The sequence below is a fragment of the Streptomyces sp. NPDC055955 genome (assembly GCF_042270245.1).
GTDB lineage: Bacteria > Actinomycetota > Actinomycetes > Streptomycetales > Streptomycetaceae > Streptomyces.
The window spans coordinates 153,462-178,662 of the sequence record NZ_JBHJYS010000012.1; the positions used below are offsets into that span (position 1 = coordinate 153,462).

General features: G+C 70.4%; 20 protein-coding genes and 1 pseudogene. 18 read left to right on the forward strand and 3 right to left on the reverse strand.

Going from position 1 to position 25,201, the window contains the following annotated elements; all coding sequences use genetic code 11:
- Position 1 precedes the first annotated feature (1 nt).
- From secF to ACFC96_RS24475, 3 genes and pseudogenes are all read left to right on the forward strand, one after another.
- Complete coding sequence (secF, locus tag ACFC96_RS24465; RefSeq protein ID WP_376257420.1) at positions 2–1,129, forward strand: protein translocase subunit SecF; 1,128 nt, start codon at positions 2–4, stop codon at positions 1,127–1,129.
- Positions 1,126–1,674: an adenine phosphoribosyltransferase gene (locus ACFC96_RS24470; RefSeq protein WP_376257422.1), complete on the forward strand. Its 549-nt coding sequence runs from the start codon at positions 1,126–1,128 to the stop codon at positions 1,672–1,674. Before secF ends, ACFC96_RS24470 begins: the two co-directional genes overlap by 4 nt.
- 169 nt (positions 1,675–1,843) lie before the next feature.
- Positions 1,844–4,444, forward strand: a pseudogene (locus tag ACFC96_RS24475) (RelA/SpoT family protein); the annotation flags it as partial.
- Between the two features lie 75 nt (positions 4,445–4,519).
- On the opposite strand, the gene ACFC96_RS24480 reads toward ACFC96_RS24475, so the two are convergent.
- On the reverse strand, positions 4,520–5,752 hold the full coding sequence (locus tag ACFC96_RS24480; protein WP_376614184.1) for a DUF349 domain-containing protein: 1,233 nt from the start codon (positions 5,750–5,752) through the stop codon (positions 4,520–4,522).
- 134 nt (positions 5,753–5,886) lie between these two features.
- Complete coding sequence (locus ACFC96_RS24485; RefSeq protein ID WP_376614091.1) at positions 5,887–6,699, reverse strand: peptidylprolyl isomerase; 813 nt, start codon at positions 6,697–6,699, stop codon at positions 5,887–5,889.
- Positions 6,700–6,915: 216 nt separating this feature from the next.
- Here ACFC96_RS24485 and ACFC96_RS24490 point away from each other — a divergent pair, with 216 nt between their 5' ends.
- The 5 genes from ACFC96_RS24490 to rpsD all read left to right on the forward strand — a co-directional run bounded on the left by ACFC96_RS24490 (position 6,916) and on the right by rpsD (position 12,212).
- The gene (locus tag ACFC96_RS24490) at positions 6,916–7,626 is read left to right on the forward strand and encodes an MBL fold metallo-hydrolase (RefSeq protein ID WP_376257430.1); all 711 of its coding nucleotides are present in this window, start codon (positions 6,916–6,918) and stop codon (positions 7,624–7,626) included.
- 12 nt (positions 7,627–7,638) lie between these two features.
- Positions 7,639–8,901 (forward strand): histidine--tRNA ligase, encoded by a 1,263-nt coding sequence (gene hisS / locus ACFC96_RS24495; protein WP_376614092.1) that lies wholly within the window; start codon positions 7,639–7,641, stop codon positions 8,899–8,901.
- A gap of 218 nt (positions 8,902–9,119) precedes the next feature.
- Positions 9,120–9,764: a vitamin K epoxide reductase family protein gene (locus ACFC96_RS24500; protein ID WP_376257434.1), complete on the forward strand. Its 645-nt coding sequence runs from the start codon at positions 9,120–9,122 to the stop codon at positions 9,762–9,764.
- A 69-nt stretch (positions 9,765–9,833) separates the two neighbouring features.
- Positions 9,834–11,219 carry a replication-associated recombination protein A gene (locus ACFC96_RS24505; RefSeq protein ID WP_376614094.1) on the forward strand — a complete coding sequence of 462 codons (1,386 nt, stop codon included), beginning with the start codon at positions 9,834–9,836 and terminating at the stop codon, positions 11,217–11,219.
- 378 nt (positions 11,220–11,597) lie between these two features.
- On the forward strand, positions 11,598–12,212 hold the full coding sequence (rpsD, locus tag ACFC96_RS24510; protein WP_100597404.1) for a 30S ribosomal protein S4: 615 nt from the start codon (positions 11,598–11,600) through the stop codon (positions 12,210–12,212).
- Positions 12,213–12,242: 30 nt separating this feature from the next.
- On the opposite strand, the gene ACFC96_RS24515 is transcribed toward rpsD, so the two are convergent.
- Positions 12,243–14,447 (reverse strand): regulator, encoded by a 2,205-nt coding sequence (locus ACFC96_RS24515; RefSeq protein ID WP_376614096.1) that lies wholly within the window; start codon positions 14,445–14,447, stop codon positions 12,243–12,245.
- Between the two features lie 147 nt (positions 14,448–14,594).
- On the opposite strand from ACFC96_RS24515, the gene ACFC96_RS24520 reads away from it, so the two are divergent.
- The 10 genes from ACFC96_RS24520 (at position 14,595) to ACFC96_RS24565 (ending at position 25,174) form a co-directional block, all read left to right on the forward strand.
- Positions 14,595–15,065, forward strand: coding sequence for a DUF948 domain-containing protein (locus ACFC96_RS24520; RefSeq protein WP_376257438.1), 471 nt, complete (start codon positions 14,595–14,597; stop codon positions 15,063–15,065).
- 7 nt (positions 15,066–15,072) lie between these two features.
- Positions 15,073–15,432, forward strand: coding sequence for a DUF6167 family protein (locus ACFC96_RS24525; RefSeq protein ID WP_227293643.1), 360 nt, complete (start codon positions 15,073–15,075; stop codon positions 15,430–15,432).
- The gene (gene alaS / locus ACFC96_RS24530) at positions 15,432–18,101 is read left to right on the forward strand and encodes an alanine--tRNA ligase (protein WP_376257440.1); all 2,670 of its coding nucleotides are present in this window, start codon (positions 15,432–15,434) and stop codon (positions 18,099–18,101) included. Before ACFC96_RS24525 ends, alaS begins: the two co-directional genes overlap by 1 nt.
- Positions 18,101–18,565 (forward strand): Holliday junction resolvase RuvX, encoded by a 465-nt coding sequence (gene ruvX / locus ACFC96_RS24535; RefSeq protein WP_376257442.1) that lies wholly within the window; start codon positions 18,101–18,103, stop codon positions 18,563–18,565. The genes alaS and ruvX overlap by 1 nt, the downstream gene beginning before the upstream one ends.
- 123 nt (positions 18,566–18,688) lie before the next feature.
- The gene (gene mltG, locus ACFC96_RS24540) at positions 18,689–20,341 is read left to right on the forward strand and encodes an endolytic transglycosylase MltG (protein WP_376257444.1); all 1,653 of its coding nucleotides are present in this window, start codon (positions 18,689–18,691) and stop codon (positions 20,339–20,341) included.
- The gene (locus ACFC96_RS24545; protein ID WP_376614098.1) at positions 20,341–21,165 is read left to right on the forward strand and encodes a shikimate dehydrogenase; all 825 of its coding nucleotides are present in this window, start codon (positions 20,341–20,343) and stop codon (positions 21,163–21,165) included. Before mltG ends, ACFC96_RS24545 begins: the two co-directional genes overlap by 1 nt.
- 144 nt (positions 21,166–21,309) lie before the next feature.
- Complete coding sequence (gene aroC / locus ACFC96_RS24550) at positions 21,310–22,494, forward strand: chorismate synthase (RefSeq protein ID WP_376257447.1); 1,185 nt, start codon at positions 21,310–21,312, stop codon at positions 22,492–22,494.
- A 29-nt stretch (positions 22,495–22,523) separates the two neighbouring features.
- The gene (locus tag ACFC96_RS24555) at positions 22,524–23,006 is read left to right on the forward strand and encodes a shikimate kinase (protein WP_376257611.1); all 483 of its coding nucleotides are present in this window, start codon (positions 22,524–22,526) and stop codon (positions 23,004–23,006) included.
- On the forward strand, positions 23,003–24,097 hold the full coding sequence (aroB, locus tag ACFC96_RS24560) for a 3-dehydroquinate synthase (protein ID WP_266668377.1): 1,095 nt from the start codon (positions 23,003–23,005) through the stop codon (positions 24,095–24,097). Before ACFC96_RS24555 ends, aroB begins: the two co-directional genes overlap by 4 nt.
- A gap of 123 nt (positions 24,098–24,220) precedes the next feature.
- The gene (locus ACFC96_RS24565) at positions 24,221–25,174 is read left to right on the forward strand and encodes a Pro-rich N-terminal domain-containing protein (protein ID WP_376614100.1); all 954 of its coding nucleotides are present in this window, start codon (positions 24,221–24,223) and stop codon (positions 25,172–25,174) included.
- Positions 25,175–25,201 lie beyond the last annotated feature (27 nt).

A 25,201-nucleotide genomic window follows, 5' to 3' on the forward strand; every position in this document is an offset into this window, starting at 1 on the left:
GATGTCGAAGCTCGGCCATCTCGGCGCCCGGCTCATCCGCGGTGAAGTCGGCTACGACTTCATCGGCAAGCGCAAGATCTGGTACGGCATCTCGATCCTGATCACCATCACGGCCATCGTCGGCCTGGCGGTGCGTGGTCTGAACATGGGCATCGAGTTCGAGGGCGGCGCGGTCTTCACCACTCCGAAGACGAGCGTCTCCGCGGGCACGGCGGAGCGCTCCGCCGAGGCGGCCTCCGGGCACGACGCGATCGTCCAGGAGCTCGGCACCGGCGGTCTGCGCATCCAGATCTCCGGCGTGGACACGGCGAAGTCCGACCAGATCAAGACCGAACTCGCCAAGGACCTGAACGTCCCCGAGGCGAAGATCAACGCCGACCTCGTCGGACCCAGCTGGGGCGAGACGATCGCCAACAAGGCATGGACCGGCCTGATCGTGTTCATGATCCTCGTGGTGATCTATCTGGCCATCGCCTTCGAGTGGCGCATGGCCATCGCGGCCCTGGTCGCACTGATCCACGACATCACGATCACGGTCGGGATCTACGCCCTCGTCGGCTTCGAGGTCACCACGGGTACGGTGATCGGTCTGCTGACCATCCTCGGTTACTCGCTCTACGACACGGTGGTCGTCTTCGACTCCTTGAAGGAGGGCACGAAGGACATCACCAAGCAGACCCGCTACACGTACAGCGAGATCGCCAACCGCTCCATCAACGGCACCCTGGTGCGTTCGATCAACACCACGGTCGTCGCGCTGCTGCCGGTCGCGGGCCTGCTGTTCATCGGCGGCGGTTTCCTCGGCGCCGGCATGCTCAACGACATCTCGCTGTCGCTGTTCGTCGGTCTCGCGGCCGGTGCGTACTCGTCGATCTTCATCGCCACTCCGCTCGTCGCCGACCTCAAGGAACGCGACCCGCAGATCAAGGCCCTGAAGAAGCGCGTGCTCGCCAAGCGCGCGGCGGCGGCCGCCAAGGGCGAGTCCGCCGAGGCCCCTGAGCCGCAGGGCGAGGGAGACGACTTCGACGACGACCCGTCGGACGACGAGGCCGCCGCGGTCGTCGGCCCCCGTCACCAGCCCGCTTCGCGCAACCGCGGCCGCGGCCGGCCCTCGGGGAAGCGTCGATGACCGACCTCGCAGAACTCTCGGCGCTGCTCCACAGCCGCATCCGCGACGTGCCGGACTACCCGGAGCCGGGCGTGATGTTCAAGGACATCACCCCGCTCCTGGCGGACCCGTCGGCCTTCACGGCACTCACCGACGCCTTCGCGGAGCTCTGCGTCGCGAACGGCGCCACCAAGGTCGTCGGCCTGGAGGCGCGCGGGTTCATCCTGGGTGCCCCCGTCGCCGTACGCGCCGGGCTCGGCTTCATCCCCGTACGCAAGGCCGGCAAGCTCCCCGGGGCGACGCTCAGCCAGTCGTACGACCTGGAGTACGGGTCGGCCGAGATCGAGGTGCACGCCGAGGACCTGGTCGCGGGCGACCGCGTCATGGTGATCGACGACGTCCTCGCCACCGGCGGGACGGCCGAGGCGTCGGTGGAGCTCATACGGCGTGCGGGCGCCGAGGTCGCCGGCATCGCCGTCCTGATGGAGCTGGGTTTCCTGGGCGGCCGCGAACGGCTGCTTCCGGCCCTTGACGGCGCCCCGCTGGACGCCTTGCTCGTGGTCTGAACACCTGGTCACAGGCGTAAGGGCGGGCCCGGAGGAATCCGGTGCCCGCCTTTTGCGTTTGCCCTGTTGAAAGCCGTCCCACCGGCCGAAGGCGAGCGGGCGGCCCAGTGTCGATACCATGGGCTCTCCGGGACCTGAACGGGGGACCCGTCGCGCACGAGGAGCGCCGTTGCCAGACGAGGCCAAGCCACTCTCTCCCAGCGCCGAGCGCGTGGGGGTACCCACAGCCGCCAAGCCCGACCAGAAGGCCGACCAGGCCGCGGCCCCCGCAGGCGCGCCCGCGAAGCCCGGGAAGCCCGGCCGGAGCGGGGCGACCCCCACCGGTGCCCCGGAAGGCAGGACGGCCGAGCAGCAGCAGCCGCGCCCCAAGCCCCCCGCCGGCAAGAGCCCGGCCCCCGGCCCCGCTCCCGCCGCCCCGGCTCCGGCCGCACCGCCCACGCCGCCCGTGGTGCGCCCTGCGGCGGGCCAGCCCGCCCGCTCCGGCTCCTCGAACCGCGTCCGCGCCCGCCTCGCCCGTCTCGGCGTGCAGCGCTCGAACCCGTACAACCCCGTTCTCGAGCCGCTGCTGCGGATAGTGCGCAGCAACGACCCGAAGATCGAGACGTCCACGCTGCGTCAGGTCGAGCGCGCCTATCAGGTCGCCGAGCGCTGGCACCGCGGCCAGAAGCGCAAGAGCGGCGACCCGTACATCACGCACCCGCTGGCCGTGACGACGATCCTCGCCGAGCTCGGCATGGACCCCGCGACGCTCATGGCGGGCCTGCTGCACGACACCGTCGAGGACACCGAGTACGGCCTGGACACCCTGCGCCGCGACTTCGGTGACCAGGTCGCCCTCCTCGTCGACGGCGTCACCAAGCTCGACAAGGTCAAGTTCGGCGAGGCCGCCCAGGCCGAGACCGTGCGCAAGATGGTCGTCGCCATGGCCAAGGACCCGCGCGTCCTGGTCATCAAGCTCGCCGACCGCCTGCACAACATGCGCACGATGCGTTACCTCAAGCGCGAGAAGCAGGAGAAGAAGGCCCGCGAGACGCTGGAGATCTACGCTCCGCTGGCGCATCGCCTGGGCATGAACACCATCAAGTGGGAGCTGGAGGACCTCGCCTTCGCGATCCTCTACCCCAAGATGTACGACGAGATCGTGCGTCTGGTGGCCGAGCGCGCGCCCAAGCGCGACGAGTACCTCGCCATAGTGACCGACGAGGTGCAGAGCGACCTGCGCGCCGCCCGCATCAAGGCGACCGTCACCGGCCGCCCGAAGCACTACTACAGCGTCTACCAGAAGATGATCGTCCGCGGCCGTGACTTCGCGGAGATCTACGACCTGGTGGGCATCCGTGTCCTGGTCGACACGGTGCGGGACTGCTACGCGGCCCTCGGTACGGTGCACGCGCGATGGAACCCGGTCCCCGGCCGGTTCAAGGACTACATCGCGATGCCCAAGTTCAACATGTACCAGTCGCTGCACACGACGGTGATCGGCCCCAACGGCAAGCCCGTCGAACTCCAGATCCGTACGTTCGACATGCACCGCCGCGCCGAGTACGGCATCGCCGCGCACTGGAAGTACAAGCAGGAGGCCGTCGCCGGCGCCTCCAAGGTGCGCAGCGACCAGCCGAAGGCCACCGGCAAGGACGACCACCTCAACGACATGGCGTGGCTGCGCCAGTTGCTCGACTGGCAGAAGGAGACGGAGGACCCGGGCGAGTTCCTGGAGTCCCTGCGCTTCGACCTCTCGCGCAACGAGGTCTTCGTCTTCACGCCGAAGGGCGACGTCATAGCGCTCCCGGCCGGAGCGACCCCCGTCGACTTCTCCTACGCGGTCCACACCGAGGTCGGCCACCGCACCATAGGAGCGCGGGTCAACGGGCGGCTCGTACCGCTCGAATCGACCCTGGACAACGGCGACCTGGTGGAGGTCTTCACCTCCAAGGCGGCCGGCGCCGGACCCTCGCGGGACTGGCTGGGCTTCGTCAAGTCGCCCCGCGCGCGCAACAAGATCCGCGCCTGGTTCTCCAAGGAGCGCCGCGACGAGGCGATCGAGCAGGGCAAGGACGCCATCGCGCGCGCCATGCGCAAGCAGAACCTGCCGATCCAGCGCATCCTGACGGGCGACTCCCTCGTCACGCTCGCGCACGAGATGCGCTACCCCGACATCTCGTCCCTGTACGCGGCGATCGGCGAGGGCCACGTCACCGCGCAGAGCGTCGTCCAGAAGCTCGTGCAGGCCCTCGGCGGCGAGGAGGCCGCCAACGAGGACATCGCCGAGAGCGCGCCCCCGTCGCGCGGCCGCAAGCGCCGTGCGAACGCCGATCCCGGCGTGGTCGTCAAGGGCGTCGAGGACGTGTGGGTCAAGCTGGCCCGCTGCTGTACGCCCGTCCCCGGCGATCCCATCATCGGCTTCGTCACGCGCGGCAGCGGCGTATCGGTGCACCGCAGCGACTGTGTGAACGTCGAGTCGCTGTCCCGCGAGCCCGAGCGGATCCTCGAGGTCGAGTGGGCGCCCACGCAGTCCTCGGTGTTCCTGGTCGCCATACAGGTGGAGGCCCTCGACCGCTCGCGACTGCTCTCGGACGTCACCAGGGTCCTGTCCGACCAGCACGTCAACATCCTGTCCGCGGCCGTGCAGACGTCCCGCGACCGGGTGGCCACCTCCCGCTTCACCTTCGAGATGGGCGACCCCAAGCACCTGGGTCACGTCCTGAAGGCGGTCCGGGGAGTGGAGGGCGTCTACGACGTCTACCGCGTGACGTCGGCGCGCAGGCCGCGGGAACTGGCATGGCGAAACCCTAAGCGCGGCGCCCCCGGCGCCGAGCGCCGGGGGCCCCTCTCATGTGATGACTGCTCAGCCGCCGAACTCGTGCAGGCCCTTGAGCGCCTGGTCGAGCAGCGCCTGACGGCCGTCGAGCTCACGCTGGAGCTTGTCGGCCTTCGCGTTGTTGCCCTGCGCGCGGGCCGTGTCGATCTGGCCCCGCAGCTTGTCGACCGCGGCCTGGAGCTGACCGGTGAGCCCCTCGGCACGCGCGCGTGCCTCCGGGTTCGTACGGCGCCACTCGGTCTCCTCGGACTCCTGAAGAGCCCGCTCCACGGCGTGCATCCGGCCCTCGACCTTCGGACGCGCGTCGCGCGGCACGTGGCCGATGGCCTCCCAGCGCTCGTTGATCGAGCGGAAGGCGGCGCGGGCCGTCTTCAGGTCCCCGATCGGCAGGAGCTTCTCGGCCTCGTCGGCGAGCTCCTCCTTGAGCTTGAGGTTCTCGCTCTGCTCGGCGTCCCGCTCGGCGAAGACCGAGCTGCGCGCCGCGAAGAACACGTCCTGGGCGCCGCGGAAGCGGTTCCACAGATCGTCCTCGTGCTCGCGCTGGGCGCGGCCCGCGGCCTTCCAGTCCGTCATCAGCTCGCGGTACCGGGCGGCCGTGGCGCCCCAGTCGGTCGAGCCCGACAGCGACTCGGCCTCGGCGACCAGCTTCTCCTTGGCCTGGCGGGCCTCCTCGCGCTGAGCGTCCAGCGAGGCGAAGTGCGCCTTGCGGCGCTTCGAGAACGCCGAGCGCGCGTGCGAGAAGCGGTGCCACAGCTCGTCGTCCGACTTGCGGTCCAGACGCGGCAGACCCTTCCAGGTGTCCACCAGCGCCCGCAGCCGCTCGCCGGCCGCGCGCCACTGCTCGCTCTGGGCGAGCTCCTCGGCCTCGGCGACCAAAGCCTCCTTGGCGTGCCGCGCCTCGTCGGACTGCTTCGCCTTCTGGACCTTGCGCTCCTCGCGGCGCGCGTCGACGGTCTCGACGAGCTTGTCCAGGCGCTTGCCCAGAGCCTCCAGATCGCCGACGGCGTGCGCGTCCGTCACCTGCTCGCGCAGATGCTCGATGGCGGTCGTGGCGTCCTTCGCCGACAGGTCGGTCGTCTGCACCCGGCGCTCGAGGAGCCCGATCTCGACGACCAGGCCGTCGTACTTGCGCTTGAAGTAGGCGAGGGCCTCGTCAGGAGAACCTGCCTGCCACGAACCGACTTCACGCTCGCTGCCGTCGGCCGAACGCACGTACACGGTCCCCGTCTCGTCGACGCGGCCCCACGGGTCGCTGCTCACAGCGCCTCCTCCACATGATGCCTGCGGGGCGCCTTGGGGCCCCGGGCATCGTCCACAGTTTCGTCACGGCCAACATAGGCGACCGGCGGGGCGGCTGTCCGCATCCCGCGCGACCGAAATTTCACCGCCGGCGGTCAGGATTTCGTCACGGTCGCCTTGTCGATCACGACGGTGGCGTTCGGGGCGCCGTCGCCCTGCCCGGTGCTCTCACCAGCGGCGGCGATCTTCTTGAGCACCTTCATGCCGGAATCGGAAATGGTCCCGAACGGTGTGTAGCTCGGCGGCAACTGACTGTCCTGGTACACGAGGAAGAACTGGCTGCCGCCGGTGTGCTTCTGGCCCGTGTTCGCCATCGCGATCGTGCCCGCCGGGTACACGTTCCCCTTCAGGCTTTTGTCCTTCAGGTTCTCGTCCGGGATCGTGTAGCCCGGGCCGCCCGCGCCGGTGCCCTTCGGGTCACCGCACTGCAGGACGTAGATGCCGTTGGTGGTGAGCCGGTGGCACTTGGTGTGGTCGAAGAAGCCCTTGCCGGCCAGGAAGTCGAAGGAGTTCACCGTGTGCGGCGCCTCCTTCGTCTTGAGGTCGATGCCGATGTCGCCGCACGTGGTCGCGAGGTTCATCGTGTAGTCCGCCGCCTTGTCGACGGTGAGAGCCGGCTCCTTCTTCCAGCTGAGCGACTTCACCTTGCCCGCGGCGGGCTTCTTGCACGGGTCGGCGGCCTTGGAGGGGCTCGCGCTCGGCTCGGCGGCCGCGGAGTCCTTCTTGTCCTTGCCGTCGAAGGCCCCGGCGGCGAAGGCGCCGACGCCCGCCACCACGACCACGGCCAACGCCGACGCGATCACTGTGTTGCGTGTGCGCGACCTGCGCCGCGCGGACTCCCGCCGCTGCTGCTGCCGCAAGAACTTCTCCCGGGCGAGCTGCCGCCGCCGCTGATCGTTGCTGACCACCGGGTCTACTCCTCGTACGTCGCGAGACCTGATTCCGAACCGATGCGAAGTGATCCGAACGGGACGAACCTGGTCTGAACTGGACCTGTTACGACCGCCTGCTGTGTGCCCCGTACCGTATATGGGTTAGCTGTGGAATCGGCAGCGCCGGTAGGCTCTGATCTGCCGCATTCTTCTGCGGACACACTTCCGCCGGACGACATACGAAGGACGATCGTGCTGATTGCCGGGTTCCCCGCCGGGGCCTGGGGCACCAACTGTTACCTGGTTGCCCCCGCCGCGGGTGAGGAGTGCGTGATCATCGACCCCGGCCACCAGGCCGCCCAGGGAGTCGAGGAAGCGCTCAAGAAGCATCGGCTCAAGCCGGTCGCGGTCATCCTCACGCACGGCCACATCGACCACGTCGCCTCCGTCGTCCCCGTGTGCGGGGCCCACGACGTCCCGGCGTGGATCCACCCCCGTGACCGCTACATGATGAGCGACCCGGAGAAGGCGCTCGGCCGCTCCATCGGCATGCCGCTGATGGGCGAGCTGACCGTGGGGGAGCCCGACGACGTGCGGGAGCTGAGCGACGGTTCCGAACTGAAGCTGGCCGGCCTCGACCTGACCGTGGCGCACGCGCCGGGTCATACCAAGGGGTCGGTGGCCTTCAGGATGCCCGAGAGCGCGGACGTCCCGTCCGTGTTCTTCTCCGGGGATCTGCTCTTCGCCGGCTCCATCGGACGCACCGATCTGCCCGGTGGCTCCATGGACGACATGCTCGAATCGCTGGCACGCGTGTGCCTGCCGCTCGACGACTCGACCGTGGTGCTCTCCGGGCACGGCTCCCAGACGACCATCGGCCAGGAGCGCGCCACCAACCCGTATCTGCGGCAGGTGGCCGCCGGCCAGGGAACCTCGTTCGAGGCTCCCCGACGAGGAATGTGACGAGAGACTTCCGTGAGCACCTTTCAGGCCCCCAAGGGCACGTACGACCTGCTTCCCCCCGACTCCGCGAAGTACCTCGCGGTGCGCGACGCCATCTCCACCCCGCTGAGGAACTCCGGCTACGGCTACGTCGAGACGCCCGGCTTCGAGAACGTCGAGCTGTTCGCGCGCGGTGTCGGTGAGTCCACCGACATCGTCACCAAGGAGATGTACGCCTTCGAGACGAAGGGCGGCGACAGGCTCGCCCTGCGCCCCGAGGGCACCGCGTCCGTGCTGCGTGCCGCCCTGGAGGCCAACCTCCACAAGGCCGGCAACCTCCCGGTGAAGCTCTGGTACTCCGGCTCGTACTACCGCTACGAGCGCCCCCAGAAGGGCCGCTACCGGCACTTCTCGCAGGTCGGCGCCGAGGCGATCGGTGCAGAGGACCCGGCGCTCGACGCCGAGCTGATCATCCTGGCCGACCAGGCGTACCGCTCGCTCGGGCTGCGCGACTTCCGCATCCTGCTGAACTCGCTCGGCGACAAGGAGTGCCGGCCGGTCTACCGCGCCGCGCTCCAGGACTTCCTGCGCGGTCTCGACCTCGACGAGGACACCCTGCGCCGCGCCGAGATCAACCCGCTGCGCGTCCTCGACGACAAGCGCCCCGAGGTCCAGAAGCAGCTCGTCGGCGCACCCTCGCTGCGCGACTACCTGTGCGACGGCTGCAAGGCGTACCACGAGCAGGTCCGTGAGCTCCTGACCGCCGAGGGCGTCGCCTACGAGGACGACGAGAAGCTGGTCCGCGGCCTCGACTACTACACGCGCACCACCTTCGAGTTCGTCCACGACGGTCTCGGCTCGCAGTCCGCGGTGGGCGGCGGCGGTCGCTACGACGGCCTGTCCGAGATGATCGGCGGCCCGTCGCTGCCGTCCGTCGGCTGGGCGCTCGGCGTCGACCGCACCGTCCTGGCGCTCGAGGCGGAGGGTGTGGAGCTCGAAATCCCCGCCACCACCAGCGTGTTCGCGGTCCCGCTCGGTGACGAGGCGCGCCGCGTCCTCTTCTCCAAGGTGACGGAGCTGCGCCGGGCCGGTGTCTCCGCCGACTTCTCGTACGGCGGCAAGGGCCTCAAGGGCGCGATGAAGAACGCGAACCGCAGCGGCGCCCGCTTCACGATCGTCGCCGGCGAACGTGACCTCGCCGACGGTGTCGTCCAGCTCAAGGACATGGAGTCGGGCGAACAGGACGCGGTGGCGGTCGACGAGATCGTGGCCGTCCTGAAGGCCAGGCTGGCGTAGCCGGGCCTCTGGAGCAGTCGAAGGAGCGGGGCACTCGCGTGCCCCGCTCCTTCGACGTTCGCACCATGTGCGTCGCCCTGTCAGGGAGCGTCCCGTCGGGGCGAACACTTCGCGACCGTCGGCCGTACATGCTTATGGCCATCGAACGGTGGACACACAGGAGCGTGCGGCAGAATGAGGCAGCCAGCAGCCACCACCCCAAGCGACGGAACGGCGTGATGAGCAAGACGACCACGGCAAGCGACAGCGCCTCCTCCACCGGCGACGACGGAGCGGGCGCCGCCCGCAGCGCCGGGGGTTCCCTGGGTTTCGCCCTGCTTCTGGTGATCACCGGTGCGGCGGGGCTGCTCGCCGCGTGGGTCATCACGATCGACAAGTTCAAGCTGCTGGAGGACCCGAACTTCACGCCGGGGTGCAGTCTCAACCCGGTGGTGTCCTGCGGGAACATCATGAAGAGCGCCCAGGCGTCGGCGTTCGGGTTCCCGAACCCGATGCTGGGGCTCGCGGCCTACGCGGTCGTGATCTGTGTGGGGATGAGTCTGCTGGGGCGGGCGAGGTTCCCGCGCTGGTACTGGCTGACGTTCAACGCGGGCACGCTGTTCGGCGTCGGGTTCTGCACATGGCTGCAGTTCCAGTCGCTGTACCGGATCAACGCGCTGTGCCTGTGGTGCTCTTTGGCGTGGGTCGCCACGATCGTCATGTTCTGGTACGTGACGTCGTTCAACGTGCGCAACGGGTTCCTGCCCGCGCCGTCCTGGCTGCGGTCGTTCTTCGGTGAGTTCACGTGGGTCCTGCCCGTGCTGCACGTCGGGATCATCGGGATGCTGATCCTGACGCGCTGGTGGGACTTCTGGACCAGCTGAGCCGTGGCCGCGGCCCCCGCTTCATGGGGCCGGGCGGGATTGTCAGTGGGGTGACATAGGGTTTTCGACGTGGAGCCCGACCTGTTCACCGCCGCAGCCGAAGACCGCCAGGAAAAAGACCCGTCCAGCAGCCCCCTGGCCGTCCGGATGCGCCCGCGCACCCTCGACGAAGTCGTCGGCCAGCAGCATCTGCTGAAGCCGGGCTCACCCCTGCGCCGCCTCGTGGGGGAGGGCGATCGTGCCTCCGGCGGGTACAGCCCCGCCGGACCGTCGTCGGTGATCCTCTGGGGCCCGCCCGGCATCGGCAAGACGACCCTCGCGTACGTCGTCTCCAAGGCCACGAACAAGCGCTTCGTGGAGCTCTCCGCGATCACCGCGGGCGTCAAGGAGGTGCGGGCCGTCATCGACGGCGCCCGCCGGGCACTCGGCGGCCACGGCAAGGAGACCGTCCTCTTCCTCGACGAGATCCACCGCTTCAGCAAGGCCCAGCAGGACTCCCTGCTGCCGGCCGTCGAGAACCGCTGGGTCACGCTGATCGCGGCGACCACCGAGAACCCGTACTTCTCGATCATCTCCCCGCTCCTGTCCCGCTCTCTGCTCCTCACCCTCGAATCCCTCACGGACGACGACCTGCGCGCCCTGCTCCGGCGGGCCCTCGCCGAGGAGCGCGGTCTCGGCGGCGCGGTCACGCTGCCCGATGAGGCGGAGGCCCACCTGCTGCGCATCGCGGGCGGCGACGCGCGCCGGGCCCTCACGGCGCTGGAGGCGGGCGCGGGCTCCGCCCTCGCCAAACAGGAGAGGGAGATCACCCTCCAGACCCTGGAGGAGTCGGTCGACCGCGCCGCGGTCAAGTACGACCGGGACGGCGACCAGCACTACGACGTCGCGAGCGCCCTGATCAAGTCCATCCGCGGCTCGGACGTGGACGCGGCCCTGCACTATCTGGCCCGCATGATCGAGGCCGGTGAGGACCCCCGCTTCATCGCCCGCCGCCTGATGATCTCCGCGAGCGAGGACATCGGCCTCGCCGACCCGACGGCGCTGCCCACGGCCGTCGCGGCGGCCCAGGCCGTCGCGATGATCGGCTTCCCGGAGGCGGCGCTCACCCTCAGCCACGCGACGATCGCCCTCGCCCTCGCCCCGAAGTCGAACTCGGCGACGACGGCGATCGGCGCTGCCATGGAGGACGTCCGCAAGGGCCTCGCGGGCCCCGTCCCGCCCCATCTGCGCGACGGCCACTACAAGGGCGCGGCCAAGCTCGGCCACGCGCAGGGATACGTGTATCCGCACGACGTCCCCGGAGGCATCGCCGCCCAGCAGTACGCGCCGGACGCGGTCAAGGGCAAGCGCTACTACCAGCCCACCCGGTACGGGGCGGAGGCCCGGTACGCGGACGTGGCCGAGCGCGTCCGCGAGCGCCTCACCGGCGAGCAGCCGGGCGCGACGGACAGCTGAGGCCCCAGGGTCCCGCAGGCCGTGCCCCCCGGTCCGCAGCACTCCTCGTCACCCTGTAAACTTCCCGAAGCGCTGCGTCTCGCGTCCGGCCCCGGCCGGCACCACCAGAGCGGGACATGCAGCCGGAACCCCGACGCCGCGAGGCATGGGGATCCAGGAGCGTCGCGCACCGTCGATAGGTGTCGCGGGCAGCCCACCACCATCCCGGTCCCCGGGAAGCGGTCGGTGGGCCACTCGCGTGCTGCACGTATGTGCCCAGACCAGGGAGCGGCTGCCTGCCCCGTCCGCAAGGACAAGGCGGGTTTCCCCGGCTGCGGATGCGACCTCCCTTAACCCTGGTGAAGCCGTATCCACACAGAACAATGAGGTGTTTGGTTCATGACGAACCAGTCCCGCCCCAAGGTCAAGAAGTCGCGTGCCCTCGGTATCGCGCTGACCCCGAAGGCCGTCAAGTACTTCGAGGCCCGCCCCTACCCGCCGGGCGAGCACGGCCGCGGCCGCAAGCAGAACTCGGACTACAAGGTCCGTCTGCTCGAGAAGCAGCGTCTGCGCGCGCAGTACGACGTGTCCGAGCGCCAGCTCGTCCGCGCCTACGAGCGTGCCGCCAAGACGCAGCTCAAGACCGGTGAGGCCCTGGTCATCGAGCTGGAGCGTCGTCTCGACGCCCTGGTTCTGCGTTCGGGCATCGCCCGTACGATCTACCAGGCCCGCCAGATGGTCGTTCACGGCCACATCGAGGTCAACGGCGGCAAGGTCGACAAGCCGTCGTACCGTGTCCGTCCCGACGACGTCGTGATGGTCCGCGAGCGCAGCCGCGAGAAGCCGCTGTTCCAGGTCGCGCGTGAGGGTGGCTTCGCCCCCGACGGCGAGATCCCGCGTTACCTCCAGGTCAACCTGAAGGCCCTGGCCTTCCGTCTGGACCGTGACCCGAACCGCAAGGAAATCCCCGTGATCTGCGACGAGCAGCTCGTCGTCGAGTACTACGCCCGCTGATCATCCGGCGGACGTAGCACTTCCTGCGTTTCAGCCCGTCGTCTCCCCGCCCTGCACGGTCGGGGAGGCGGCGGGCTCGCGCGTTTCCGGGGCCGGATGCGCGGTACGCGGTCCCGGCACCACGGCCTGCCGGGACGCGGTGTCCCGTCCGAGCGCCCGCTGCACGGCCTCCGCGGGCTCCAGGCGCGCCCCGGCCGCCACGAACGACTCGAACCGCGCGTCGCCGAGGATGGCCCGGGCGTCCGACGCACACCGCTCGTGCGGCGCGTTGTAGTGCGCCGAGCCGAACAGCGGCAGCCCCACGGACGGCCAGATCCGGCCCGCCGCGCCCTGGAGCAGCGCCGCCTCACCCGCGTCCCCCTCCGTCACGGTGACGAGCGCCAGCAGCTCGATCGTCAGGACCGTGCCCAGCAGGTCGTGGAACCTGTCCTGGATGACGAGGCACTCGCGCAGCAGCTGCCGAGCCCGCACCAGATCGCCCTTGGTCCACTCCGCGTACGCCAGGACGAACAGCGCGTACGCCAGCGTCCACCGCTCGCCGTGGTCCTCGCAGACCAGTCGCACGTCCTCGCACAGCTCGACCGCCGCGGCCAGATCACCCTGGAACGCCACAGCCATCGCCAGCTCGACCTGGCCCATCAGCACGCTGCTGTTCAGCTCACCGACCTCCCGGTACCCGGTGAGCGCGGTCCGCAGCAGCTCCTCGGCGCGCGGCAGATCGTCCGTGACCAGGGCCAGGCAGCCCCTGCGATGCACCGCGTACGCGACCGCCGTGGCGTCGCCGATGCGTTCCGCCTCGTCGCGGCACTCCTGGAGTGCCGCGAGCGCGGGCACCGTGTCGCCCTGGAGGATCGCCACATAGCCGAGCACCCACAGGGCCTTCAGCCGGGACCGGGTGTAGTCGCCGTCCTCGGTCTCCGGGTCGAGTTCCACGCTGCGCTCCAGCCAGAGCCGCCCCTCGGACAGGTGGCCGCAGCCCGCCCAGTAGAACCACAGCGTGCCCGCGAGGTACTGCCCCAGGTGCGTCTCGCCCGGTTCCGTCAGGCAGAACTCCAGCGCGGCCCGCAGATTCGGCAGCTCCGCCCCGATCTGCGCCGCCACCTGCGCCTGCCGCGGCGAGAACCAGTCGAGTTCGCACCACGTGGCGAGACCCATGTACCAGTCGCGGTGCCTGCGCCGCATGCGCGCGGTGTCGCCCGACACCTCCAGCCAGTCCGCGCCGTAGGCCCTGACCGTGTCGAGCATCCGGTAGCGCACCACGGAGTCCGCCTCCTCGCGGATCACCACGGACTGCGCGATCAGCTCGGAGAGCACATCGAGGACCGCGTCGGCGTGCAGCCCGTCCCCGCTGCAGACGTACTCCGCGGCGTCCAGGTCGAACTGTCCGGAGAACACCGACAGCCGCGCCCACAGCAGCCGCTCCTGCGCCGTGCACAGCTCATGGCTCCAGCCGATCGCCGTCCGCAGCGTCTGATGCCGCGGCAGCGCACCGCGCGTGCCGCCCGTCAGCAGTTTGAACCGGTCGTCGAGCCGGTCGAGCAGGTCCGCCGGCGACAGCGCCCGCAGCCGCCCCGCCGCCAGTTCCACCGCGAGCGGCAGACAGTCGAGCCGCTCGCACACCTCGACGACGTCCGTCCGGTTCCCGTCGTCCACGGTGAAGCCCGGCAGCAGCGCGGCGGCCCGGTCGGCGAAGAGGTCGGCCGCGTCGGAGGTGTCGAGCGGCGCCAGCGGGAAGATCCGTTCCCCTTCCACGGACAGGGGCCGGCGCCCCACCGCGAGGACCCGCAGATCCGGCGAGGCGCCGAGCAGTTCGGTCACCAGCGAGGCGCACGCGTCGACGAGATGCTCGAACCCGTCGATGACGAGCAGGAGTTGGCGTTGCCCGAGATGGTCGAGAAGGACCTCGCGCTGCGGGCGGCTCGTGTGGTCGGTCAGCTCGAGGGCCGTGGCGAGCGCGTACTCGACCAGGTCCGGCTCGCGCACCGCGGCGAGGTCCACCCGCCGGACGGCGTCGCAGCCCAGATGCCCCGCGGCCGGGGCGGCCGCTCTCACGGCGAAGCGGGACTTGCCGACTCCACCGGCTCCGGTCACCGTGACCAGGCGAGCCGCCTCGAGGGCCCTCGTGAGCTCCGTGAGTTCGGCGGCCCGACCGACGAAGCGGTTGAGCTCGACGGGGAGGTTGCCGGGCGGGGTGGAACCCTCGGGCCTGCCGGCAGGGCGCAGTTCGCGTCGCATCAGGTACGGAGCGTACTCATGCGTATGCAGTCCGTACAATCGGTACGCGTAACTCCGCCCGCGGTGAGCGGTAATCCGGTACGGAGCGCGGACCCCGGCGCGATAGGCTCGGGGGACGACTTTTCGATGTTCAGGAAGCGGTGCTAAGTGTCCGGTGGAGAGGTGGCCGGGATCCTGGTGGCCGTCTTCTGGGCGATCCTGGTCTCCTTCCTCGCGGTGGCTCTGGCGAGGCTGGCCCAGACGCTCAGGGCGACCACCAAGCTCGTGGCGGATGTGACCGAGCAGGCGGTCCCGCTGCTTGCCGACGCCTCCGCGGCCGTGCGCTCCGCGCAGACACAGATCGACCGGGTCGACGCCATCGCGTCGGACGTCCAGGAGGTCACGTCGAACGCGTCGGCGCTGTCCTCCACCGTCGCCTCCACCTTCGGTGGCCCGCTCGTCAAGGTGGCCGCCTTCGGCTACGGCGTGCGCCGGGCGATCGGTCGCAAGTCCACGGGTGCCTCCGCAGCCGAAGCGCCCGCCAAGCAGTCCCGCCGTACCGTGATCGTGGGCCGCACCGTCCCGTCGGCGCGGCGCAGCAAGCGGGACGCGCGGAACAACCCGAACAAGAGGGACTGACGCAGCGATGTTCCGCCGTACGTTCTGGTTCACCGCGGGCGCAGCCGCCGGCGTTTGGGCCACCACCAAGGTCAACCGCAAGCTGAAGAAGCTGACGCCGGAGAGCCTCGCCGCGCAGGCCGCCAACAAGGCGATCGAGGCGGGTCACCGTCTCAAGGACTTCGCCCTCGACGTCCGCGACGGCATGGCCGAGCGCGAGGCCGAACTCGACGACGCGCTGGGCCTCAACGCCCCGGTGGACGCCGAACTGCCCGCGCAGCGCCGCTTCGCCGTCATCGAGAACCACGTGAAGAACAACCACGTGAAGAACAATCCCAAGTACCTCGACAACACGACGTACTCGTACAACCGGAATGAGGACCACTGATGGAGTCGGCTGAAATCCGCCGCCGCTGGCTGAGCTTCTTCGAGGAGCGTGGCCACAAGGTCGTGCCCTCGGCGTCGCTCATCGCGGACGACCCGACTCTGCTGCTGGTCAACGCGGGCATGGTCCCGTTCAAGCCGTACTTCCTCGGCGAGGTCAAGCCGCCCGCCCCGCGCGCCACCTCGGTGCAGAAGTGCGTGCGCACGCCGGACATCGAAGAGGTCGGCAAGACCACGCGCCACGGCACGTTCTTCCAGATGTGCGGCAACTTCTCCTTCGGCGACTACTTCAAGGAAGGCGCCATCAAGTACGCCTGGGAGCTGCTCACCAGCTCCGTGGCGGACGGTGGTTACGGCCTCGACCCGGAGAAGCTCTGGATCACCGTCTACCTCGACGACGACGAGGCCGAGCGCATCTGGCACGACGTCGTCGGCGTGCCCAAGGAGCGCATCCAGCGCCTGGGCAAGAAGGACAACTTCTGGTCCATGGGCGTCCCCGGCCCCTGCGGCCCGTGTTCCGAGATCAACTACGACCGCGGCCCCGAGTTCGGTGTCGAGGGCGGCCCGGCCGTCAACGACGAGCGGTACGTGGAGATCTGGAACCTGGTCTTCATGCAGTACGAGCGCGGCGCCGGCATCGGCAAGGAGGACTTCGAGATCCTCGGCGACCTGCCGTCGCAGAACATCGACACGGGTCTCGGCCTCGAGCGTCTCGCCATGATCCTGCAGGGCGTACAGAACATGTACGAGACGGACACCCTGCGGGTCGTCATGGACAAGGCCACCGAACTCACCGGTGTCCGGTACGGCGAGAAGCACGGCACCGACGTCTCGATGCGCGTCGTCTCCGACCACATCCGCACGTCCGTGATGCTCATCGGCGACGGCGTCACCCCCGGCAACGAGGGGCGTGGCTACGTCCTGCGCCGCATCATGCGCCGCGCCATCCGCAACATGCGTCTCATGGGCGCCACCGGTCCGGTCGTCAAGGACCTCGTCGACGTCGTGATCGACACGATGGGCCAGCAGTACCCGGAGCTCATCACCGACCGCAAGCGCATCGAGACCGTCGCCCTCGCGGAAGAGGCCGCCTTCCTCAAGGCTCTCAAGGGCGGCACGAACATCCTCGACACCGCCGTCATCGACACCAAGGCCGCGGGCGGCACGGTCCTCGCCGGCGACAAGGCGTTCCTGCTCCACGACACCTGGGGCTTCCCGATCGACCTCACCCTGGAGATGGCCGCCGAGCAGGGCCTGTCCGTGGACGAGGACGGCTTCCGGCGTCTGATGAAGGAGCAGCGGGAGCGCGCCAAGGCCGACGCCCAGGCCAAGAAGACCGGCCACGCCGATGTCGGCGTCTACCGCGAGATCGCGGACGCCGCCGGTGCCACGGACTTCATCGGCTACACGTCGACCGAGGGTGAGTCCACGATCGTCGGCCTGCTGGTCAACGGCGTCTCCTCCCCGGCCGCCTCCGAGGGCGACGAGGTCGAGGTCGTCCTCGACCGCACCCCCTTCTACGCCGAGGGCGGCGGCCAGATCGGCGACACCGGCCGCATCAAGCTGGACAACGGCGCGGTGATCGAGATCCGCGACTGCCAGAAGCCCGTCCCGGGCGTCTACGTCCACAAGGGCGTCGTCCAGGTCGGCGAGGTCACCGTCGGCGCCCCGGCCCAGGCCGTCATCGACGTGACGCGCCGCCGTTCCATCGCCCGCGCCCACTCCGCCACGCACCTCACGCACCAGGCGCTGCGCGACGCCCTCGGCCCGACGGCCGCCCAGGCCGGTTCGGAGAACCAGCCCGGCCGCTTCCGCTTCGACTTCGGTTCGCCGTCCGCCGTGCCCACGGCCGTGATGACGGACGTCGAGCAGAAGATCAACGAGGTCCTCTCGCGCGAACTCGACGTGCAGGCCGAGGTCATGTCGATCGACGACGCCAAGAAGCAGGGCGCCATCGCCGAGTTCGGCGAGAAGTACGGCGAGCGCGTCCGCGTCGTCACCATCGGCGACTTCTCCAAGGAGCTGTGCGGCGGCACGCACGTGCACAACACCGCCCAGCTGGGGCTGGTGAAGCTGCTCGGCGAGTCGTCCATCGGCTCGGGCGTGCGCCGTATCGAGGCCCTGGTCGGCGTCGACGCGTACAACTTCCTCGCCCGCGAGCACACGGTCGTCGCCCAGCTCCAGGAGCTGGTCAAGGGCCGCCCCGAGGAGCTGCCGGAGAAGGTCTCGGCGATGCTCGGCAAGCTGAAGGACGCCGAGAAGGAGATCGAGAAGTTCCGCGCGGAGAAGGTCCTCCAGGCCGCCGCCGGTCTTGCCGCGGGCGCCACCGACGTGCGCGGGGTCGCGCTGGTCACCGGTCAGGTCCCGGACGGCACCGGCGCCGACGACCTGCGCAAGCTGGTCCTCGACGTGCGCGGCCGCATCCAGGGCGGACGCGCCGCCGTGGTGGCCCTGTTCACGACGGTCAACGGCAAGCCCCTGACGGTCATCGCCACGAACGAGGCCGCTCGTGAGCGCGGTCTGAAGGCCGGTGACCTGGTCCGCACGGCCGCCAAGACCCTCGGTGGCGGCGGTGGCGGCAAGCCGGACGTCGCCCAGGGCGGCGGCCAGAACCCGGCCGCCATCGGCGACGCCGTGGCCTCCGTCGAGCGACTCGTCGCGGAAACCGCCTGATGCGACGCGGCCGACGGCTCGCGATCGACGTCGGGGACGCCCGGATCGGGGTCGCCTCGTGCGACCCCGACGGGATCCTCGCCACCCCGGTGGAGACCGTGCCGGGACGCGATGTCCCGGCCGCCCACCGGCGGTTGCGGCAACTCGTGGAGGAGTACGAGCCGATCGAGGTCGTCGTCGGACTCCCTCGCTCCCTCAAGGGGGGCGAGGGGCCGGCCGCGGTCAAGGTCCGCGCGTTCGCCCAGGAGCTGGCCGACGGGATCGCTCCCGTCGGTGTGCGGCTCGTGGACGAGAGGATGACCACAGTGACGGCAAGTCAGGGGCTGCGCGCCTCGGGCGTGAAGTCCAAAAAGGGCCGGTCTGTCATCGATCAGGCGGCCGCGGTCATCATTCTCCAGCAGGCCCTGGAGTCCGAACGGGCGTCAGGTAAAGCTCCGGGCGAGGGCGTCGAAGTGGGCATCTGATCGCGATACGGTAACGTTCCGCGCGACCGGCGGCGTTCGAACAGCTGCCGCACAGCATCAAGAGGCGGAACGGTTGCCCTGCCACCCGGACGCGGCCGCCGCCTCGCGGCTTGTAGGGGATCGATGACTGAGTATGGCCGGGGCCCTGGCTCCGAACCGTGGCACCCCGAGGACCCGCTGTACGGGGACCAGGGGTGGGGGCAGCAGGCCGCCGACGGCCAGTCTGCCTACGGCGGCCAGGGGCAGTACCACCCTCAGCAGCCGCAGCATCCTCAGTCCCACCAGCAGCCGCAGCAGTACGGCGGCGAGTGGGGCACCGGTCAGCACGACCAGTACGGCCGGCAGCAGTACGGCGGCGGTCAGCAGTACGGCGGTCAGCCGCAGGGTGGCGGCTGGGACACCGGCCAGCACGGCCATGTCCCGTACAACGCCGATCCGGTGGACCCGTACGGCGGCCAGCAGCAGCCTGTCGCGTACGGCGGTGAGCAGCCGGATCTCTACGGCACCCCCGACGCGTACCCGCCGCCGGAGCCGCCCGGCCGGCGCGGGGCCGCCGCGGAGCCGGAGACGGACTGGGACCCGGGCCCCGACCAGGGCGAGCACGCGTTCTTCGCCGGTGGCGGCGATGACGACGGCGACGACTACGACGACCCGCGCGACCGGGGCAGCCGCCGCGGCCGCGGCGGCAAGAAGCCGAAGAAGCGGCGCAGCGGATGCGCCTGCCTGGTTCTCACCGTGATCTTCGTGGGCGGCGTCGGCGGTGTCGGCTATTTCGGGTATCAGTTCTATCAGAACCGTTTCGGATCGGCGCCGGATTACGCGGGGTCCGGAAATGGCGAATCCGTTTCCGTGGACATTCCCAAGGGCGCGGGCGGCTATGTCATCGGCCAGCGTCTGAAGGAAGCGGGCGTCATCAAGAGCGTGGACGCCTTCGTCTCGGCGCAGGAGCAGAATCCGCGGGGCAAGTCCATTCAGGACGGCGGATATACGCTCGAGAAGGAAATGTCGGCCGCGAGCGCGGTCGAGATGATGCTCAGCCCGAGCAGCCGGAACAACCTGATCATCGCCGAGGGGCGCCGCAACGTCTGGGTCTACGCGCAGATCGACAAGCGGCTCGGCGTCCCCAAGGGGACCACGCAAGAGATCGCGAAGAAGGACTACAAGAAGCTCGGACTGCCCTCCTGGGCCATGAACGAGCCGAATGTGAAGGACCCGCTGGAAGGGTTCCTCTTCCCGTCCAGCTACGGCGTCGCCAAGGGCGGGAAGCCCGAGACGGTCCTGAAGCAGATGGTGTCGCGGGCGACCGAGACGTACGAGTCCTACGGCGTCGAGAAGAAGGCCAGGAGCCTCGGCCTCGACAGCCCGTGGCAGCTGATCACGGTGGCGAGCCTCGCGCAGGCCGAGGGCACGAGCCACGACGACTTCCGCAAGATGGCCGAGGTCGTCTACAACCGCCTCAAGCCCGGCAACGAGCAGACGAACGGAATGCTGGAGTTCGACTCCACATACAACTACGTCAAGAACCAGAGCAAGATCGACCTGAGCCTCACCGCGCTGCGCAAGTACGACAACCGCTACAACACGTACTACTACAAGGGCCTGCCGCCCGGGCCGATCGGAAACCCGGGTGAGGAAGCTCTGAAGGGCGCCATCGACCCGACCAGCGACGGCTGGTACTACTTCATCTCGATGGACGGCAAGACCAGCGAGTTCACCAAGACGAACGAGGACCACCAGAAGCTGGTCGACAAGTGGAACGCGTCGAGGAAGAACTGATGTCAGCAATCAGAAGGGCGGCCGTACTCGGGTCGCCCATCGCCCACTCCCTTTCCCCGGTGCTCCACCGCGCCGCCTACGAGGAATTGGGCCTGGAGGGCTGGTCCTACGACCGCTTCGAGGTCGACGAGGTGGCGCTGCCCGACTTCCTGGCCGGGCTCGGGCCCGAGTGGGCGGGCCTCTCGCTGACCATGCCGCTCAAGCGCGCGGTGATCCCGCTGCTCGACACGATCAGTGACACGGCCGCCTCCGTCGAGGCCGTCAACACCGTCGTCCTCACCGAGGACGGGCACAAGGTCGGCGACAACACCGACATCCCCGGCATGGTCGCCGCCCTCGCCGAGCGCGGCATCGACAAGGTCGAGTCCGCCGCGATCCTCGGCGCGGGAGCCACCGCGTCCTCCGCGTTCGCCGCCCTGTCGCGGATCTGCGCCGGCGAGATCGTCGCGTACGTACGCAGTGACGCCCGCGCCGCCGAGATGCGGGAGTGGGGCGAACGGCTCGACGTGGACGTGAAGATCGGGAAGTGGTCGGACGCGGCGCGTGCCCTGACCGCGCCGCTGGTCGTCGCCACGACGCCCGCCGGGACCACGGACGCCCTCGCAGCCGGCATCCCCGAACGGCCCGGCACCCTCTTCGACGTCCTCTACGACCCCTGGCCGACCCAGCTCGCGGCCCGCTGGTCCGGGTACGGCGGAGCGGTCGTGAGCGGGCTCGACCTGCTCGTGCACCAGGCCGTCCTCCAGGTCGAGCAGATGACGGGACGCGCCCCGGCGCCGCTCGGTGCGATGCGCCGGGCCGGGGAGCGGGCGCTCGCCGGCTGACCCGGGCCGTGCCCGTCTCGGCGTCCGTCTGATGGACCGGGGGCCAGGTCGGGTGCGCGGACGTGGGAGGATCGGGGGTGGCGGGCCAGGGCCGCGCACCCGGCCGCGCCATCGCAGTTCGAGGCGCGAGCAAGAGGAGCACCGTTGAGCAGGTTGCGCTGGCTGACCGCTGGGGAGTCCCACGGACCCGCACTTGTCGCGACGCTGGAGGGACTTCCCGCCGGCGTGCCGATCACCACGGAGATGGTGGCGGACCACCTGGCCCGGCGGCGGCTCGGCTATGGACGCGGCGCGCGGATGAAGTTCGAGCGCGACGAGGTGACCTTCCTCGGTGGTGTGCGCCACGGCCTCACCATGGGCTCGCCGGTCGCGGTCATGGTGGGCAACACCGAGTGGCCCAAGTGGGAGCAGGTCATGTCGGCCGACCCGGTCGACCCCGAGATCCTCGCCGATCTGGCGCGCAACGCGCCGCTGACCCGGCCCCGCCCCGGTCACGCCGACCTCGCCGGTATGCAGAAGTACGGCTTCGACGAGGCCCGGCCGATCCTGGAGCGCGCCTCCGCCCGTGAGACGGCGGCCCGCGTGGCGCTCGGCGCCGTCGCCCGCTCCTACCTCAAGGAGACGGCCGGCATCGAGATCGTCAGCCACGTCACCGAGCTGGCGAGCGCCAAGGCGCCCTACGGCGTCTACCCGACCCCGGCCGACGTCGACAAGCTCGACGCCGACCCGGTGCGCTGCCTGGACGCGGACGCGTCGAAGGCGATGGTCGCGGAGATCGACCAGGCCCACAAGGACGGCGACACCCTCGGCGGCGTCGTCGAGGTCCTCGCCTACGGCGTGCCGGTGGGCCTCGGCTCGCACGTGCACTGGGACCGGCGTCTCGACGCTCGCCTCGCGGGCGCCCTCATGGGCATCCAGGCCATCAAGGGTGTCGAGGTCGGCGACGGCTTCGAGCTCGCGCGCGTGCCCGGTTCGAAGGCGCACGACGAGATCGTGACCACGGACGACGGCATCAAGCGCACGTCGGGCCGTTCCGGCGGCACCGAGGGCGGTCTGACCACCGGTGAACTGCTGCGCGTGCGCGCCGCGATGAAGCCCATCGCGACCGTCCCGCGCGCGCTGGCCACCATCGACGTGGCGACCGGCGAGGCCGCGAAGGCCCACCACCAGCGCTCCGACGTGTGCGCGGTCCCGGCCGCCGGCATCGTCGCCGAGGCCATGGTCGCGCTCGTGCTCGCCGACGCCGTCGCGGAGAAGTTCGGTGGCGACAGCGTCCCCGAGACCCGGCGCAACGTGCAGTCGTACCTCGACAACCTCCAGATCCGGTGAGCGGCCCGCTGGTCGTACTCGTCGGCCCCATGGGCGTCGGCAAGTCCACGGTGGGGGAGCTGCTCGCCGAGTGGCTGGGCTCCCCCTACCGGGACACCGACGCGGACATCGTGGCGGCCCAGGGCCGCTCCATCGCGGACATCTTCGTGGACGAGGGCGAGCCCCACTTCCGCGAACTCGAACGGCAGGCCGTGCGCGAAGCCGTCGCCGAGCACCAGGGTGTGCTCGCGCTCGGCGGCGGAGCGATCCTCGACGAGTCGACGCGCGCGCTGCTGGCTTCACTCCCCGTCGTCTATCTGTCGATGGACGTCGAGGAGGCGGTCAAGCGGACCGGCCTCAACACGGCCCGTCCGCTGCTCGCCGTCAACCCGCGCCGCCAGTGGCGCGAGCTGATGGAAGCCCGCCGTCACCTGTACACCGAAGTCGCCCGCGTCGTCGTACCCACCGACGACCGCACCCCCGAAGAGGTCGCCCGCGCGGTCCTCGACGCTCTGGAGTTGAAGAAGGCATGACCGAGCAGCAGGTGACCCGGATCCAGGTCGGCGGCACGGCGGGCACCGACCCGTACGAGGTCCTCGTCGGACGTCAGCTCCTCGGCGAGCTCGGCGGTCTGATCGGCGAGTCCGCCCAGCGCGTCGCGATCATCCACCCCGAGGCGCTCGCCGAGACCGGTGAGGCGCTGCGCGGCGACCTCGCCGACCAGGGCTTCGAGGTCGTCGCCATCCAGGTGCCCAACGCCGAGGAGGCCAAGACCGCCGAGGTCGCCGCCTACTGCTGGAAGGCGCTCGGCCAGTCCGGCTTCACCCGCACCGACGTCATCGTCGGCGTGGGCGGCGGCGCCACCACGGACCTCGCCGGGTTCGTGGCCGCGACCTGGCTGCGCGGGGTGCGCTGGATCGCCGTGCCGACCACGGTGCTCGGCATGGTGGACGCGGCCGTCGGCGGCAAGACCGGCATCAACACCGCCGAGGGCAAGAACCTCGTGGGGTCGTTCCACCCGCCGGCCGGCGTCCTCTGCGACCTCGCGGCCCTCGACTCGCTGCCGGTCAACGACTTCGTGTCCGGCCTCGCGGAGATCATCAAGGCCGGCTTCATCGCCGACCCGGCGATCCTCGACCTGATCGAGTCCGACCCCGAGGCGGCGCGTTCCCCGCAGGGCCCGCACACCGCCGAGCTCATCGAGCGCTCCATCAAGGTCAAGGCCGAGGTCGTCTCCGGCGACCTCAAGGAGTCGGGTCTGCGCGAGATCCTCAACTACGGGCACACCCTCGCGCACGCCATCGAGAAGAACGAGCGCTACAAGTGGCGGCACGGCGCCGCCGTCTCCGTCGGCATGCACTTCGCCGCCGAACTCGGCCGTCTCGCCGGACGCCTGGACGACGCGACCGCCGACCGGCACCGCACCGTCCTCGAGTCGGTCGGGCTGCCCCTGAGCTACCGCTACGACCAGTGGCCCAAGCTTCTGGAGAACATGAAGGTCGACAAGAAGTCCCGTGGCAACCTGCTGCGGTTCATCGTCCTCGACGGCCTCGCCAAGCCGACGGTCCTCGAAGGACCCGACCCGGCCGTGCTCCTCGCGGCGTACGGCGAAGTGGCCGAATAGCTCCCGCCTTCGGGCACTTCGCGACCTCCCCGGCCGTTCACACAACGGCGGCCGGGGAAGGTACCGTTCGGTAGCGCCTTGTTCGCCGGCGCCAGTTGCCTGTACGAGACGGAGTCGCACCGGATGCAGCACGCAGTGGGTTCGCCGCTGCCGCCGCCCCCTCAGCCGGGGCACGGACCGGCCGCAGGCTGGTCCCAGGCCGCGCATCACCCGGGCGCCCACCCGGGTCCCGGACCGGCGGGTCCGCCACCGCCCGCCCCGGGCTTCGCTGGCCCTCCCGGCCCCTCGGGCCCGGCCCCGCACGCACCCGCGCCGCACGCTCCGGCGCCCGCGCCGCCCCAACCCGCCCCGCATCCGCAGGCCCCGCACAGCCCGCCTCAGGGTCAGCACCCGAATCCCGGCGTCCCTCAGCACGCCCCGCCCCCCTCGCGGGACACCACGGGCCATGTGCAGCTTCCGCCCGGCGGCCCCGTCGCCATGCCGAGCCCGCCGCCCGCGGCCGGCACCGCCGACGCCACGGCCACGACGCTCGCCGTCCTGCTCATCGGCCCCGCCGGCGCGGGCAAGACGAGTGTCGCCAAGTACTGGGCGGACCAGCGCCGCGTCCCCACGGCCCACATCAGCCTCGACGACGTACGCGAGTGGGTGCGCTCCGGCTTCGCCGACCCGCAGTCGGGGTGGAACGACCACTCCGAGGCCCAGTACCGCCTCGCCCGCCGCACCTGCGGCTTCGCCGCGCGCAACTTCCTGGCCAACGGCATCTCGTGCGTCCTCGACGACGCCGTCTTCCCGGACCGTCCGGTCGTGGGCCTCGGCGGCTGGAAGCGGCACGTGGGCCCCGGCCTGCTGCCCGTGGTGCTGCTCCCCGGCCTGGAGATCGTCCTCGAGCGCAACGCGGAGCGCAGCGGGAACCGCCGCCTCACGGATGAGGAGGTCGCCCGCATCCACGGCCGCATGGCCGGCTGGTACGGCTCGGGCCTGCCCATCATCGACAACTCCCAGATGGACGTGCCCACCACGGCCCGGGTCCTGGACGACGTGCTCGCCCGCTCGATCGCGAGCCCGCCCCAGTGGTAGCGGGTCCCCGGCCCGCCGGACCGCCCC

What these genes read in the sequence shown, in the direction of transcription:
- secF (WP_376257420.1), top strand. Translation starts at nt 2, where the DNA reads ATGTCGAAGCTCGGCCATCTCGGCGCCCGGCTCATCCGCGGTGAAGTC.
- ACFC96_RS24470 (WP_376257422.1), top strand. Translation starts at nt 1,126, where the DNA reads ATGACCGACCTCGCAGAACTCTCGGCGCTGCTCCACAGCCGCATCCGC.
- ACFC96_RS24500 (WP_376257434.1), top strand. Translation starts at nt 9,120, where the DNA reads ATGAGCAAGACGACCACGGCAAGCGACAGCGCCTCCTCCACCGGCGAC.
- rpsD (WP_100597404.1), top strand. Translation starts at nt 11,598, where the DNA reads ATGACGAACCAGTCCCGCCCCAAGGTCAAGAAGTCGCGTGCCCTCGGT.
- ACFC96_RS24515 (WP_376614096.1), bottom strand. Translation starts at nt 14,447, where the DNA reads ATGCGACGCGAACTGCGCCCTGCCGGCAGGCCCGAGGGTTCCACCCCG.
- ACFC96_RS24525 (WP_227293643.1), top strand. Translation starts at nt 15,073, where the DNA reads ATGTTCCGCCGTACGTTCTGGTTCACCGCGGGCGCAGCCGCCGGCGTT.
- alaS (WP_376257440.1), top strand. Translation starts at nt 15,432, where the DNA reads ATGGAGTCGGCTGAAATCCGCCGCCGCTGGCTGAGCTTCTTCGAGGAG.
- ruvX (WP_376257442.1), top strand. Translation starts at nt 18,101, where the DNA reads ATGCGACGCGGCCGACGGCTCGCGATCGACGTCGGGGACGCCCGGATC.
- mltG (WP_376257444.1), top strand. Translation starts at nt 18,689, where the DNA reads ATGACTGAGTATGGCCGGGGCCCTGGCTCCGAACCGTGGCACCCCGAG.
- ACFC96_RS24545 (WP_376614098.1), top strand. Translation starts at nt 20,341, where the DNA reads ATGTCAGCAATCAGAAGGGCGGCCGTACTCGGGTCGCCCATCGCCCAC.
- ACFC96_RS24555 (WP_376257611.1), top strand. Translation starts at nt 22,524, where the DNA reads ATGGGCGTCGGCAAGTCCACGGTGGGGGAGCTGCTCGCCGAGTGGCTG.
- aroB (WP_266668377.1), top strand. Translation starts at nt 23,003, where the DNA reads ATGACCGAGCAGCAGGTGACCCGGATCCAGGTCGGCGGCACGGCGGGC.
- ACFC96_RS24565 (WP_376614100.1), top strand. Translation starts at nt 24,221, where the DNA reads ATGCAGCACGCAGTGGGTTCGCCGCTGCCGCCGCCCCCTCAGCCGGGG.